This is a genomic window from Kitasatospora sp. NE20-6, from assembly GCF_045862635.1.
Genome location: NZ_BPRL01000042.1, coordinates 21,053 through 34,583 on the forward strand (window position 1 = coordinate 21,053; position 13,531 = coordinate 34,583).

Annotated in this window: 15 protein-coding genes; 12 read left to right on the forward strand and 3 right to left on the reverse strand. The window is 69.8% G+C overall.

Annotated features, from left to right (window positions below; translation table 11 throughout):
- Position 1 precedes the first annotated feature (1 nt).
- From SNE206_RS26330 to SNE206_RS26355, 6 genes are all read left to right on the forward strand, one after another.
- Positions 2–583, forward strand: a complete 582-nt coding sequence (locus SNE206_RS26330; RefSeq protein ID WP_407915979.1) for a phosphoribosyltransferase — start codon at positions 2–4, stop codon at positions 581–583.
- On the forward strand, positions 576–1,700 hold the full coding sequence (locus tag SNE206_RS26335) for a glycosyltransferase family 4 protein (RefSeq protein WP_407915980.1): 1,125 nt from the start codon (positions 576–578) through the stop codon (positions 1,698–1,700). Before SNE206_RS26330 ends, SNE206_RS26335 begins: the two co-directional genes overlap by 8 nt.
- Complete coding sequence (locus SNE206_RS26340) at positions 1,700–2,569, forward strand: 5'-3' exonuclease H3TH domain-containing protein (RefSeq protein ID WP_407915981.1); 870 nt, start codon at positions 1,700–1,702, stop codon at positions 2,567–2,569. Before SNE206_RS26335 ends, SNE206_RS26340 begins: the two co-directional genes overlap by 1 nt.
- Positions 2,566–3,180 (forward strand): PIG-L deacetylase family protein, encoded by a 615-nt coding sequence (locus SNE206_RS26345; protein WP_407915982.1) that lies wholly within the window; start codon positions 2,566–2,568, stop codon positions 3,178–3,180. The genes SNE206_RS26340 and SNE206_RS26345 overlap by 4 nt, the downstream gene beginning before the upstream one ends.
- 73 nt (positions 3,181–3,253) lie before the next feature.
- Entirely contained in the window at positions 3,254–3,856 is a 603-nt protein-coding gene (gene folE, locus SNE206_RS26350; protein WP_407915983.1) for a GTP cyclohydrolase I, read from the forward strand.
- 247 nt (positions 3,857–4,103) lie between these two features.
- Entirely contained in the window at positions 4,104–5,084 is a 981-nt protein-coding gene (locus tag SNE206_RS26355; protein WP_407915984.1) for a hypothetical protein, read from the forward strand.
- 68 nt (positions 5,085–5,152) lie between these two features.
- Here the strand turns inward: SNE206_RS26355 and SNE206_RS26360 are convergent, their stop codons facing one another.
- The 3 genes from SNE206_RS26360 to SNE206_RS26370 all read right to left on the reverse strand — a co-directional run bounded on the left by SNE206_RS26360 (position 5,153) and on the right by SNE206_RS26370 (position 8,372).
- Entirely contained in the window at positions 5,153–6,997 is a 1,845-nt protein-coding gene (locus tag SNE206_RS26360; protein WP_407915985.1) for an MAB_1171c family putative transporter, read from the reverse strand.
- 6 nt (positions 6,998–7,003) lie between these two features.
- On the reverse strand, positions 7,004–7,594 hold the full coding sequence (locus SNE206_RS26365; RefSeq protein ID WP_407915986.1) for a hypothetical protein: 591 nt from the start codon (positions 7,592–7,594) through the stop codon (positions 7,004–7,006).
- A gap of 289 nt (positions 7,595–7,883) precedes the next feature.
- A complete protein-coding gene (locus SNE206_RS26370) occupies positions 7,884–8,372 on the reverse strand; it encodes a hypothetical protein (RefSeq protein WP_407915987.1) in 489 nt (162 codons plus the stop codon).
- Positions 8,373–9,391: 1,019 nt separating this feature from the next.
- Between SNE206_RS26370 and SNE206_RS26375 the strand changes: the two genes are divergently transcribed.
- The 6 genes from SNE206_RS26375 (at position 9,392) to SNE206_RS26400 (ending at position 13,363) form a co-directional block, all read left to right on the forward strand.
- On the forward strand, positions 9,392–9,673 hold the full coding sequence (locus SNE206_RS26375) for a hypothetical protein (RefSeq protein ID WP_407915988.1): 282 nt from the start codon (positions 9,392–9,394) through the stop codon (positions 9,671–9,673).
- A 41-nt stretch (positions 9,674–9,714) separates the two neighbouring features.
- A complete protein-coding gene (locus SNE206_RS26380) occupies positions 9,715–10,689 on the forward strand; it encodes a hypothetical protein (RefSeq protein ID WP_407915989.1) in 975 nt (324 codons plus the stop codon).
- The gene (locus SNE206_RS26385) at positions 10,689–11,387 is read left to right on the forward strand and encodes an ATP-binding protein (RefSeq protein ID WP_407915990.1); all 699 of its coding nucleotides are present in this window, start codon (positions 10,689–10,691) and stop codon (positions 11,385–11,387) included. The genes SNE206_RS26380 and SNE206_RS26385 overlap by 1 nt, the downstream gene beginning before the upstream one ends.
- Positions 11,388–11,484: 97 nt before the next feature.
- Entirely contained in the window at positions 11,485–12,048 is a 564-nt protein-coding gene (locus SNE206_RS26390) for a WhiB family transcriptional regulator (RefSeq protein WP_407915991.1), read from the forward strand.
- Complete coding sequence (locus SNE206_RS26395; RefSeq protein WP_407915992.1) at positions 12,045–13,103, forward strand: DUF2637 domain-containing protein; 1,059 nt, start codon at positions 12,045–12,047, stop codon at positions 13,101–13,103. The genes SNE206_RS26390 and SNE206_RS26395 overlap by 4 nt, the downstream gene beginning before the upstream one ends.
- A gap of 29 nt (positions 13,104–13,132) precedes the next feature.
- Positions 13,133–13,363, forward strand: a complete 231-nt coding sequence (locus tag SNE206_RS26400) for a hypothetical protein (RefSeq protein WP_407915993.1) — start codon at positions 13,133–13,135, stop codon at positions 13,361–13,363.
- Positions 13,364–13,531 lie beyond the last annotated feature (168 nt).

A 13,531-nucleotide genomic window follows, 5' to 3' on the forward strand; every position in this document is an offset into this window, starting at 1 on the left:
CATGACCACCTCACCGGCACCCCGCCCGGCGGCGGGCCTGCGCGTCTTCACCCGCACCGCGGCGTTCGCCCCGACCGCGAGCCAGTGCATCGATGCCGCCTGGCTCCTGGCCGAGTCCGCCATCGGCACCCACCCGGGCCCCGTCGCCCGCGTCATCGCCATCGCCAACGGCGGTACCCGCCCGGCCACCGTCATCGCCGAGTACCTCAAGGTCCCCCGGTTCACGGTCCTCGCCCGCCACAACACCGGCCCCGAGCCGTGGCAGCAGGCCACCGGCCGCGTCACCGTCGAACTGCCCGCCGACCTCCCCACCCGGCTCAAGGGCCGCACCCTGCTGGTCGACGACATCGCAGGCTCCGGCGCCACCTTCACCGCCGTCCGCGAAGCCCTCGCCGACCGACTGCCCACCAGCGCCTCCCTGGAGTGCGCGGCACTGTGCTGCAACACCGGCACGGCAGTGCAGCCCGACCGGTGGATCTGGGACGTCGACGACTGGGTGCACTTCCCCTGGGAGCCGCCCCACGACGGCCCGACCCGCCCGATGCCCATCTCCTTCCAGGTGAAGGTGCCCGCCCGTGCCTGACAGAGCCCCCCGCCGCGTCCTGCTCGTCCTCGCCTCCTGGGCTCCCGACGCGCCCGCCGGTATCGAACGGGCCACCGCTGCCCTCGCCCTGGGCCTCGCCCAGGCCGGCCACCACCCGGTCATCGCCACCGCCGCACCCCAGCCCGACACCGAGCCCCTGCCCGGCGTCACCGTCGACCAGCTCGACATCCAGGGCGTCACCTTCCCGTGTGACGACCAGACCCTGCGTCACGCCGTCACCCGTCAGGATGGATCACTCTCCGCCCAGATCCGCGCCATGATCCTGAGGCACCGCATCGACACCGTCCTGTTCACCGACGCCCTGTGGGGCCTCGGCCGGCTGCGCGGGGACTTCCCCGGTCACGTCCGCCGGGCCCTGGCGGTCCACGTCCCGCCGCACGTCGTCGACGCCGGGCCCGCCGTCGCCCGCGCCACCCGCGTCCTCTTCCCCTCCGCCACCGCCCAGAGCCAGGCCGTCGGCTGGGCCCGGCCCGGCCGCATCGTTCCCAACGCCCTGATGACCGACCCGGCCGAGCGTCCCGCACCGCACGCCGACCAGCGCGAGAGTCTGCGCCGCATTGCCCCGGTACGCGTCCTGGCCCGCCTCGGCCCCGAGAAGGGCGTCGCCGAACTCCTCGAAGCCCTGCCCGGCTTCGGCCAGCCCGTGGAGATCGCCCTCGCCTGTGCCGGATTCGAGGACCACACCGGCTCCCAGCAGCACCTGCTCGACCGCTGCCGGCACCTCGCAGGCCAGTGCCCCACCGTCAGCCTGCGCGGCGCCCTGCCCTGGTCCGAGGTGCCCGGCTGGCTCGCCGGAGCCGCGGCCGTCATCGTGCCCAGCCACAAGGAGACCTTCGGCCTCGTCGCGCTGGAGGCCATGAGCGTCGGCACGCCCGTCATCGCCTACCGCGTCGGCAACCTGCCCGACCTCGTCGAACCCGCGGGCGAACACATGCTCGTCGACCACGACGCCGGGCCCCACGCGCTCCTGAAGGCCACATCCGCGCTGCTGGACGATGCCATACTGTACGGCGCGACTACACAGGCCGTGTACCGGCGCGCAGGCGACTACGCCCCCCACCGGATCGCTGAACTCTTCGTTGAGGCGGTCTCGTGATGCCCGGAACACCTGACGCAACCCCCGCACCCCTGTTCATCGTTGACGGGTTCAACGTGCTGTGGGCCGGGACGTTCGGCTTCCCCGCCCCCATCTTCTCCCGCGACAAGCAGCGCGAACTCACCGGCCTGTTCGCCTTCTTCGCCCTTCTCGGTGCCACCCTGCGCGACGACGTCGACACGGACCCGCCCGAGGTCGTCGTCGTCTTCGACGGCCAGAGCGGCACCGGCGAACGCGTCGCCGCCGACGCCGACTACAAGGCCAACCGCGAGCAGACCCCCGAAGCCCTCAAGCCCCTGCAGTTCCTCCAGTCGGTCAAGAACGGCCTCGACCTCGCCCAGCTCCCCTGGGTCGAGATGGAGGACCAGGAGGCCGACGACGTGATCGCCACCCTCGCCACCCGGGCCGCCACCACCCGGCCGGTGCGGATCATGTCCCGCGACGCCGACTTCTACCAGCTCCTCACCGACCCCAACATCAAGATCATCAACCGGTCCCGGGCCGCCACCCGGCGCCTGATCACCGCCGACGAGGTCACCGACCGGTACGGCGTCACGCCGCAGCAGTGGCCGGCGTACCGGGCGCTGACCGGCGACCCGGCCGACAACATCCCCGGAGTGAAGGGCGTCGGCCCCAAGATCGCCGCAGGTCTGCTGGCGGACGGCATGACGCTGGACGGCCTCCCCGCCTCCGGACGGCTCCAGGGTGCCAGGGGCGCCACGATCACGGCGAACTGGCGGAACGTCCTGCGCTGGCACTCGATGATCACGGTGAAGCGGGACCTCACCGTCCCCTACGCCCTGACCGGCACCGCCGGCCCGCGCCCGCCCAAGGCCACCGACATCGTCGAGAAGCTGGGCCTGTGGTGACCGGCCTGCCGGGCTCCGTCCTGGCCGTCTTCGCGCACCCCGACGACGCCGAACTGTGGGCCGGCGGCACCCTCGCCCACCACGCCGCCCACGCCCCGGTGACCGTCGCCGTCGCCCACCACAGCCCCCAGCGCGACGCCGAAGCCGCCGCCGGGGCCCGGGTCCTCGGCACACTCCTGCACCAAGCCGACGCCCTCGACGTGCCCGCTCTCCACCAACTCCTGATGGACCTGCGCCCGGACGTCGTGATCACGCACCCGCTGCGCGACGTCCACCCCGACCACCGCCGCGTCGCCGGAACGGTCCTGGCCGCCCTGCCTGAGCCGGTCATCGCCACCGGACACCCGCGACGCGTCTACACCTGCGACACCTACAACAGCCTCACCCTCGACGGCCCGCTCACGGCCGACACCATCGTGGACGTCACCGCCACGTTCCACACCAAGATCGCCGCACTGCGCGAGCACGCCAGCCAGCCGATCGACGACCACTTCGGCCCGATGGCCGAACACCTCGGCCGGCTCTGGGGCGCCCGGATCGGCACCCCCTACGCCGAGGCGTTCACCGCCGTACCCGTCCTCGGCCGCCTCCCCGGCGCCACCCAGCTCTGACCCGGCCTGTCCATCTGCCGGCTGCCGCGCGCCCGGCACCTTCTGCGAACCGTCCTCCTCCGACAGGAGCACCATGTCCAGCGTCATACCCCGCCAGACCCGACCCTCCGTCGACACCCGGCGCATCGAACAGCTCACCCGTGAACTCCTCCTCGCTCTCGGCGAAGACCCTGACCGGGACGGCCTGCGCGACACGCCCCGCCGCGTAGCCGCCTGGTGGAGCGACTTCCTCGACCACGACCACGGGACGCTCGGCACCACCTTCAGTCGCACCGACACCCACGACGGCCTGGTCCTCCTGCGCGGCATCGAGGCCTGGTCCCTGTGCGAGCACCACCTGCTGCCCTTTCGCCTCCATGTCACCATCGCCTACATCCCCCAGGCCCGCGTACTCGGCCTGTCGAAACTCGTGAGACAGCTCCGCGTCCACGCCCACGCCCTCCAGATGCAGGAACGCATCACCCACGACGTCGCCGCGGACATCGCGAAGGCCGCCGGTACGGACGACGTCGCGGTCTGGGCCGAGGGAGAACACCTGTGCATGAGCATGCGCGGGGTCGAGGCAGGGGCGGTCCGCACCGTCACCTCGTGCTTCCTCGGCCGGACCGGATCCGACCCCGCCCTCGCGGCCCGCATCGAGCATCTGGCTCTCGGGGGCCATCGCCACGAAACCTGACCTTCATGGCTCCGGCGGCCCGGTAGAAGCTGCGACTTGCAGACCGAGTGCAGTCCGCCTACGTCAACTTTGCTGCTAAGAAGAGGATTTGGACCCGATGATCGACCTCACGCATGTGATCGAGGTCGCTAGGGTCAGGCTGGATCGGTGCGGGGTTTCCCCGTTATGGTCCGTAGTCCAATAGAACACAGGTGACCCCGGCGGTGCGTCAACACCCCGGGGTCCGGCAACAGGAGCGCTAACTCCCTTGCAGGTTCATCGTAGCGCGCACGCGCGCAACTTCATCGTGCTGCCCAACGCCCTCGTCCAGCACCGAAAGCTGTCCTACACCGCCCGCGGTCTCCTTGCGGACCTGTTGTCACGCCCGGATGGCTGGCGGGAGGATGCCCGACACATGGCCGACACCAGCCCGCAGAGTCGCGCGGCGATTCGCAAGGCCTTGCAGGAGCTGATCCAGGCCGGGTTCTACAGGGTCGAGAAGATCCGGATGCCCGACGGCCGGATCCGCTCCGAGGCCCACGTCTACGACACCCCGCAGCTGCCGGGTCTGGAGGAGGCCAAGGAGCTGATCGGGGTGGCGGTGCCGCAGGTGGAGCCGAGTGTGCCCCGTCCGGCGTCCGGTGCAGCGGGCTCCGGTGATGCTGGCGTCCTTGGTGTAAAGAACAGAGAGAAAGAACCCTCCCTCCCTGCCTCCGCCGATGACAAAGGCCTGGCCGCGGCGCCTACCGTCCGGCAGCCGAGACCTACGGGCGGGTGGGCGAAGCCCTCGATCGACGACCTTGACGAGCCCCGGAAGACGGCCGCCCTGCTGCTGCACCGGGTGCTGAAGGATCAGCCGAGGCTGCCGCTGGGCGAGGCAGAGTTGGTGAAGCTGGCCCCGCTGGTGGCGCAGTGGACTGCGGCGGGCTGTGGACCTGCGGCGCTCGGGGCGGCCCTGCTGAGCGGCCTGCCGGAGACGATCCACTCCCCGGAGGCAGTGATCCGATCCCGGCTGGAGCGCAAGCTGCCGCCCGTGCCGGGCCCGAAGCAGCCCGCGCCCGCTTCGGCAGGGCACGAGTGCGACGAGTGCAAGGTCCCGATGCCGCGCCTGGGGCTGTGCGGGCCCTGCACCGGTAAGTCCGTGCACGTGGTCGCGGTCGGGCTCGGAGAGCGGCATACGGTGGTTGGCGCAGCGCAGGCCCGAGAGGCGATACGCCGGTCGAAGCAGATCGCCGGGGCCCATCGATGACAGGGAGAGGAAGGCCGGGCCAGGTCGATGCGCTGCCGGTAGTGGTGTCTGCTGGGGCAGGACGGCTGTCAGCGGAGCAGCACGAAGGCGAGCGCTGCGGTGCCGCCCAGGGCGGTACCGGCGAGGACCTGCGGCAGTGTGTGGGCCTTGAGCACCAAGCGGGACCAGCCGATCGCGACGGCTGCCAGGACGGCCGGGAGCATCGGTAGCCCGAAGGCCAGTAGGAGGATCATGACGGTGCCGCCCGCGACGGAGTTGTGGATCGAGATCTGCCACCAGACGGTGACGGCGAGGGAGGAAGCCAGGCCGACCAGCATGGCGACGACCAGCGCGGACACGTCCTTCGGTGCGCCGAGGAGGTAGAGGAGGACGATACCGGCCACCACGGACAGCAGGCTCAGGGTCATCGGGACCATCCGCTGCCGCCGCACGCGGATGTGCTTGTCCGTCAGCTCGCCCCGCTTCACGCCGAGCAGCACGATGCTGATCGGGATCACGCCGCAGAACAGGGCCGCGACCAGGCCCCAGCCCAGGCCTGACCAGGTCATGGTGCTGTGCCAGCCGATCAGCAGGAGCAGCACGATCACGAGGTTTGCCGGGGCGAGGGCTTCGGTGAAGAGCCGGGCCGCCTTCTGGGTGCGGGTGCAGTCGGGCCAGGCCGGCGGTGCGGGCGGGGAGAAGGTGGCCACAGGAGATGCTCCGGGGGAGGTGAGACGGGCGACGTGTTGGCGGGCGAAGTCGGCGGTAACGGGGGAGAAGTAGGCGTCCGAGAGGGTGCGCAGGACGCGGACCTCGGTGTCGAGGTCGCCTCCCGCGCGCTCGGGGGGTTCGAGAGTTCCGGCGACGAAGTGGCCGGCCTTGCGGGCCTCGCTGGCGGCGCGGATCCAGCATGCTTCCGCGGCGGTCACCAGCTCGGACTCAGGGATGCCGGCGTCCTCGACGTGGTCCGCTGCGCGTAGGCGAACCGAGAGGGTCGTGTTGTCGCCGAGGACGAGGATGGCGTCCCGGATCTCGATGGTGCGTCGGTAGAGACGTTCACGTGGTGCGAGGAGAGCGAGCATGTCGCGTAGCCGGCCGGGGTGTTCCTCGAGGCGTACGTGCGGTGCTGTCGAGGTCAGGGTGTCCCAGAGGCTGTACAGCAGGACGTGGTCGTAGTGGTGAGCCAGAGCCTGGTGGAGCTTCGGGACGGCGGGCATGGTGCTGCCCACGGCGATCAGCAGGAGTGGGACCACAGCCAGGAATACGTTCAGGGTGTGGTTCACGCCGGCTGGCAGCGGGTGGAGTCCGAGCCGGGGGATGAGCAGCATGCTCAGGCGGTGGGCGGCGTAGACGATGCCGATGCTTGTCCCGGCACAGATGAGGGTGAGCCCGTAGCGGAGAAGGGGCGGCCCCGGCCGGCGCGACCACTGCCAGGACAGGCGTGCGGCGGTGAGCATGGCCCAGCCGAAGTAGGTGATCCACGTGATGTTGTAGGCCAGCACCCACGAGTCGCGCGGGTAGGCGACGAAGAGGTCGATCTCTTCCCGGGGCCGCTCCATCCAGGCGAACAGTACGGCCATGACCAGCACGGTGACGGCGGGGATTACCGTACGGGCATGGGCGTACCGCGAAGCCCGTCCGTCGGGACGGTCCTTCTCCCCGGTGCTGCTTGCGACGGCACCGGCGAGGAAGGCCACCACGCAGCCGGCCGCGACGACGGCGCACATGTGCTTGACCAGGGCGGAGCCGCTGTTGATCCCGGTGGCGGAGTCGAACCAGAGGATGGCACTGTCGCTTGACAAGAGCATCTCGGTGGCAAGGATCGCGAAGGCCGACCACAAAGGCCTCTTCTGCGGGTTTCGCCATGCCCCGGGGGCCCGCCAGAGGGTGATGAGCCACAGCAGCACCGCGGTCGCCATGTTGGCGTAGAACACGGTCGCCTATGCCTTTCCGAAGGCGTTCATCAGGTGGTTCATGAGCTCGTCCCTCGGCCCGCTCGCGGCGGCCTCCGCTTTGCGGATCATCTTGGCAACGACGCCGGCCAGCGCTTCGGCGTCCTGCTCGTGCTCGGTTGTGTAGCTCGTACGGCCGAGGATGCTGAGGATCGCCCCGTGCGGGACGGCGGGCCACTCCTCGACCGCGAGGAACTCGGAGAGGGAGAACGGCAGCTCATCTGCGTCGGCACGGGGGCCGTCCGTTGCGGGAGAGGCGGCGTCAGTGCTAGGCAGGCCCCAGTGTCCCAGCAGCATGTGGCACAGCTCGTGCAGGATGATGTGGGAGCGGTGGAGCGGACTGGTGGCCTCCTCCACGAAGATGACATCGACCTTCTTGAAGGCGATCCACAGCCCGCAGGGGGCCGTTGCCGCTTTCTTCCCCACTTCCATGGAGTGGATCTCAATCGGTCGGCCGCGGGCGGCAGCGATATTCGCGCAGAACTGCTCTATGGAAAAGGGTGTCGGAATGCTCAGCTCTGCGAGGGCCTGGTGGAATCTCCCGTCGGCCCGCTTCTTCTTCCTGCGCCAGAGTCGCATTTCCGTTCCATGGGGATGGCCGGGAGCTTCCTTTTATCGCCCCGTGGAAGCGGTTCATCCTATGCGAGCGCATGCAAGTTCTTGCGGATCCTTGTCGGCATCCCTAGGCCGGAGCCGATACGGAGACTGCGGAGAGTCATGGTTCATTACGCTGTGACAGCATCCAGTCGACGACATCCATCCCCAAATGGACATCGGTGGCCACTCTCGGTAACCTCGCCCGTTATGGAAAATTAACATGACGGGTGTTCAGGTTCGCCGAAGGGTGCGGAGAGCGTGATCCCGACTGCTAGGGCAGGGCCGGCGGAGGCTGGAGGGCCGGCCGGTCTTCGTTCGGTAGGCCTTCCATGCTGCGGGCGTGTTCGATCACGGCCGAAACAAAGCCGAGGCCGGCCTCGGAGAGGCCGTTCGTGCGCACGGCCAGGGCCAGGGCGCTGTGGTCGCGCAGAAGGGCCTGGATCTGTTCAGGAGTGGCCGCCGGTGAGGCCTCCTGCAGCAGCAGCGGCTCGTCGTCGTCGATGAAGTAGGAGGCGCGCACGCCGAAAACCCTGGCCATCGCCCTGAGGGTGGCGGCCGTGGGGTTGTCCTTCGCGCCGGTCCGTAGCTTCTGGATGAGGCTTGCGCTGATCTCCGCGCTGGGGTTGCCCGTGGCCCGCGCGTGCTCGGCCGTCATCGCGGCCACCTCTGCGTTGGTCCAGGCCCCTCGGCCTTTGGGGTGCCGGGTGGCGAACAGGTGGTTCAGCCGGTCCCGCAGTGATGAGCCCCCCAGGTCGCTCATGGTTCCGCTCCGTTGAGTCGCCAGTGATGGGTGCACTTTAGTGCGCCCTGGAGGCGCCGTGCGCCCGCGATTGCGTAACCAGGTCCCACTTCTGTCCGGACTCTGGTGTAGCTTGATCGCGGCAGAGTCGGACCAAGGTACGCAAGTGCTGGTGGACAGCTTGCCATGCCTGTGTGCTGGTGCGACCGAGGGGGTCGGGGTGGGTATGACGTGGGAGCGCGCGACCAAGCGGAGTCGGGGGATCCCGCGGAAGCAGGGGTGCTGCTCCCCTGGGCGTGTGCTCTCGCAAGGTGATGCCCCGCCGGTGCCCGCCTCCGTGGAGGCCCCGAGGTTGGCGTCCGCCGATGCCCGGACCGCCGCGAATCGCCTCGTGAATTGTTGGCGGGCGGTCCCGCATGCCCTTCCGCTGCACTTCCTCCGGGTGGAAAGGTGGATCTATTCTCTTTGTCGAAGGGGTTGCTTAGGGTGGTCGGAAAGAGGGAGGGATTCCCTTGGTCGAGTCCACTGCCCATGTAGATTTCCTGGGCTTGTTGACCGGTAGACAGCGATCGACATAGCGTCGTTCTTGCGCCGCGGGGAGCGGCATTCCGTGAGGGGGATTTCGTGTTGATGCGGCTCGGTGGGGGTTCCTGTGGGGAAGGGGTCCGGTCCATCGACGACCCCGACGATATCAATATCGGCACGGCCGATCACTTCTGACGCTGTATCGGGGGTGGGAACGTTGCTCCGGGAAGAGCCGGGATCCCGGTCCCGTGCCTGTCCGATGTGAATCGTGAGCCACCGAAAGCAGCCCTACGCGCAGTCGGCCTGACGACGAAGGCGCCCAGGAGCGGGAACTCCAGGGCGCCGGTCGTGCACGTCAGTCGCGCGTGCATCACTTCCGAGCAGAACGGCCTGCCTTTGCACGAGCCCGGCCGCCTGCTCCAGCAGCAAGGGAGTCTGTCATGTTTGCAACCCTGAGTACAGGCGGAAGCGGCCACATCGGCTATTCCGTGACCGACAGTGCAAATTGTGCAGCCGTGTCCCCCAGTGCCATCGGCATGATCAGCGCCGTGCTCGGCGCGGTCGGCCCCCAAGCCGAGGCCGTTCGCGTCAGCGTTTCCGGACCGCACTGCCTCTGGACGGCCCATGCCTACGGCCCCGGCCGTGGCAAGATCCCTCTCCTCCTGGAGGTCGAGCAGGCCGTGGCCTGCTGGGTCGCCGGAGACCTGCCCGGACTCGACCGGTGCCCCCAGCGTGACGTCAACCTCGCCACCGGGCGCATTGCTCCGGTCGGCCGTCTTGTGGCGGCGGTGCGCTGATGGCCACCCACGACGGACGCATCCGGACCCACAAACCGGAGATGAGCCGCGATGCAAAGCTCGCCGAGGTCTCACTGACGGCCGAACGAACCTTCATCTACCTGCTCAACTACGTGGACGACAAGGGCCGCCACCTGGACGATGCCGGCATCGTGCGCGGGCTGATCTGGAAGCGCAAGAAGTCCTGGGACGGCCGCGTCCATATCTCAGAGAGGGTCGAGGACGACCTGCGCCAGCTCACCGAGGTCGGTCTGGTCTGCCGCTACGTGAACCCGGAGGACGCCGGCGAGGAACTCCTGCACGTCGTCAACTTCAACAAGCATCAGCGAATCGACAAGCCGTCCCAGTCTCGGCTGGCGGCCTGCCCTCTCCACCAGATCGAGGAAGCCCTCGCCGCCGCGCAGACCGCCACCCGGAGCCCTCGCAGGAAGACCCCGGCCGGGGAGACGGCCCAGGCCTCCGCAACCGCCTCCACTTCGTACCAGGAAGTCCTTGCCGACAACCAGGACATGATGGACTCCGCCTCCGCGCAGAACCCGGACGGCGAACACCCGAACACCGGAGTGCAAGAGCCGCTGCCGGACTCCCGGACACCCTCCTGGAACGGATCCAGGATCACGGATCCTGGATCTGTCCCTCCGGGGGACGGCTCCGCCGTGCCTGCCGAGGCCACTTCGCCTGCCGATCCCGCACCGGAGCGTGTCGCCGCACTGCACCCGAACGTCACAGGGGCCAACGCCCTGGTCGCCGAGTACGTCCGCACCTGCCCGCAGATGCCCACAGACCGGTTCCGCGGGCACCTGGGGCGCGAGATCCACCAGCTCCTTTCCGCCGGGTACACCGTCGAGCAGGTCCGGATGGGCCTGCAACTGCTCGCGGCCAACCCCAAGGGGCCCACCGCCCTGGAGTCCTTCGTGCAGGAGGCCCTCACCCGGCGCCGATCCCGACCTGGGGCCACCTACCAGGCATGGACCAACCCGGCGGCCGGGGCCGCCGCCTACGCCGGGGAGTTGTGATGGCCGGCCGCGACCCGCGCCGCGCCGGCGCCACCCTGCACCATCTCGTGGACCGCTTCGCCCGCCTGGGCGTCGACCCCTCGGTGATCGGCGTCCCCGAGCGGACGACAACATCGCAGCCGAACCGGGACGCCTTGGAGCTGGCTGCCGCCCGTATCCCGCCGCGCTTCCAGGCCGCCCTGGCCGACGACCCCCAGGTCCTCGCATGGGCCGAGCACGTCAAGCAGGCCGCTCACCGTGGCCCCGAGGGCCAGCTCGGCATCGCCCGCGCCCACTCGCTGCTGCTGCTCGGCGGGACCGGCACCGGCAAGACCCACCAGGCCTACGGAGCGATCCGCTCCCTGCTCGCCGCAGGAGTCCGCCTGCGCTGGCAGGCCGTCACCTCGGTCACCCTGCACGCGATGATGCGACCGCGCCCCGGTGCCGATGCCGAACGCGAGATGCGGGAGCTCGAGCGCGTCCCGCTGCTGCTGGTCGACGACCTCGGCGCCGGCCGCGCCTCGGAGTTCACCGAGGAGACCACCTACCGGCTGGTCAACTACCGCTACGAGCAGCACCTGCCGACCATCATCACCAGCAACATCACCCCGGCCGAACTGGCCGGCCTGCTCGGCGACCGTACCGCCAGCCGCCTGCGACAGATGTGCCACAAGGCCATCCTCGCCGGACCCGACCGGCGCCGCGCACCCCTCTCCTGACCCGCCGCGTTCCCGTACGGGGCCGACCGAGCCGCCCCTGGGAGACGCCTTGCCCGCGCACGCCCGGCCCCGGCGGCGCGACCGGAGACAGCCCCGAATGACCACTACCTCTCCTGCCTTCGAAGCCACCGTCCTCCTCCCCGGCCGCCACGACCCGCGCTGGCGCCTGGAAGCAGCCTGTGCCTGCCATCCCGACCCGGACATCTTCTTCGCCTCGCCCAAGTCACCCGACCGTCGCAAGGCCCTTGCCCTGTGCACCCAGTGCCCGGTGCGCGATGCCTGTCTCGAAGACGCCATCGAGTGTGGCATCCGCTTCGGCATCCGCGGTGGCCGCACAGAGGACCAGCTGACCGAGATCATCAAGCATTGGGGCGACCGTCAAATCGACATCGACCGTGTGCGTGCCACCCTCGCCAGCACCACCCGCCCCAACCTGACCGAACGCGAGAAGGGAGCTGTCGTCCGTGTCGCACTCGACGCCGACATTCCGATCGCCACCTGGTCCGAAGCTCTCGGCATCGGCTACAAGGCCGCTGCCAAGCGCCGCAGTCGGGCCGCCACCCAAATGGAGATCATGCCCAGGAGCATGCGTGCCGACGAGATCGCCCTGGCCGCCGAACTGCGCCGCTCCGCCGCAGCCACCCCGTCGGTGGCCGCATGATCAACCGCCGGGCCAACGTCTCCCCGTGGGACATCGCAGCGATCGGCGTCCTCGGTGCCTTCGGCTTCGCCCTCTCCTACGATGCGCTCCAGCAGATGGCCCAGGCCATCCACGTTCGCGGACAGCTCAGCTACGCCTTCCCGGTCGTCGTCGACGGCTTCATCGCCTACGGCGTACGGGCCCTGGTGCTCCTGCGGGAAGCCCCCTGGACCGCCCGCGCCTACACGTGGGCGCTGTTCGCCAGCGCCACCGGCACCAGCGTATGGGCCAACGCCCTGCACGCCATCCGCCTCAACGAGCAGGCCGGCCAGGCGAAAAGCCTGCGGCTGGGCGACGTAGCCGTGGGATCCCTGAGCACCATCGCCCCGCTCGCCCTCGCCGGCGCCGTCCACCTCGGCATCATCATCACCCGCCACGGAGGAGCCCAGCCACAGACCAACCCCGCCTCCGACCAACAGCCGGCCAGCTCCCCCGAGGCAATCACCCTCGGACGCATCACTGACCCCACACCCTCCCTTCGCAAGGCAGCCCCCGTCGAAACGCTGGACCACAGCGCCAGCCAGACCACTCGGGCAGAACTGACTACCGGCACGGACCGTCCGTACGCTCCTCGGTCCGCTGCGGACAAACTCCGTGCCCACCGCCAAGGCACTCGCCTGCGTGACCGCCTTGCCGCCCGTATCCGACGGCGCACAGACCTGAACCCACCAGCGGACGGTCTGGCTCCTCGGTCTGGCGGGGACGGTCCGGCCTCTCGGTCCGGTGGGGACGGTCCGGCCTCTCGGTCCGGTGGGGACGGTCCGGCCTCTCGGTCCGGTGGGGACGGTCCGGCCTCTCGGTCCGGTGGGGACGGTCCGGCCTCTCGGTCCGGTGGGGACGGTCCGGATCCCGAGCTGCTGCGGATCGGACGAGTGGCGGCAGCGAACGCCGGCCGGGTCACACGAGCCGTAGTGGCCACCGCGATTCGTGAGCAGGGCCTCACCGCCTCGAACCAGAAGGTCGGCAAGGTCCTGCAAGCACTGCGCACCGACAGGCCCCCGCCACACACTCGGTGACCCTCCCTCTTCCCATCCCAAGGAGCAACGTGAGCAACCCCGTTCTCGCCGCCCACGACATCGTCTCCGACTTCATGGTCGTCCTCACCCGGCACCGCTACATCATCAGCGCCGAGTCGGCGGGTGACGGCTGCTGGAAGGTCCGTCGTACGGGCACCAGCCCGGTCGAACTTCTCACCAGCGGCCAGGTCGAGGAGCTGGTCATGGACCACCTCATCAGTGCCTTCGCCGCCCAGGGCCTGAGCGACCTCGACTTCTAGCCGACGACCGCCGCCCCGCGCAGCTCATCCAGCACCCTGGCTTCCCGCCAACCCGATCTGACCCCAACAGGGTTATGACCTGCGGCGGAGCGAGCTAGTGCCGTGGGGGGGGGCGGGGGGGGGGGGCCGGCCCCCCCCCCCCCCCCCCGGGGGCGGGGGGGGGGGGGG

Excerpts from the sequence above, each read along its gene's own strand:
- SNE206_RS26330 (WP_407915979.1), top strand. The coding sequence starts at position 2 with ATGACCACCTCACCGGCACCCCGCCCGGCGGCGGGCCTGCGCGTCTTC.
- SNE206_RS26340 (WP_407915981.1), top strand. The coding sequence starts at position 1,700 with ATGCCCGGAACACCTGACGCAACCCCCGCACCCCTGTTCATCGTTGAC.
- folE (WP_407915983.1), top strand. The coding sequence starts at position 3,254 with ATGTCCAGCGTCATACCCCGCCAGACCCGACCCTCCGTCGACACCCGG.
- SNE206_RS26365 (WP_407915986.1), bottom strand. The coding sequence starts at position 7,594 with ATGCGACTCTGGCGCAGGAAGAAGAAGCGGGCCGACGGGAGATTCCAC.
- SNE206_RS26370 (WP_407915987.1), bottom strand. The coding sequence starts at position 8,372 with ATGAGCGACCTGGGGGGCTCATCACTGCGGGACCGGCTGAACCACCTG.
- SNE206_RS26380 (WP_407915989.1), top strand. The coding sequence starts at position 9,715 with ATGAGCCGCGATGCAAAGCTCGCCGAGGTCTCACTGACGGCCGAACGA.
- SNE206_RS26385 (WP_407915990.1), top strand. The coding sequence starts at position 10,689 with ATGGCCGGCCGCGACCCGCGCCGCGCCGGCGCCACCCTGCACCATCTC.
- SNE206_RS26390 (WP_407915991.1), top strand. The coding sequence starts at position 11,485 with ATGACCACTACCTCTCCTGCCTTCGAAGCCACCGTCCTCCTCCCCGGC.
- SNE206_RS26395 (WP_407915992.1), top strand. The coding sequence starts at position 12,045 with ATGATCAACCGCCGGGCCAACGTCTCCCCGTGGGACATCGCAGCGATC.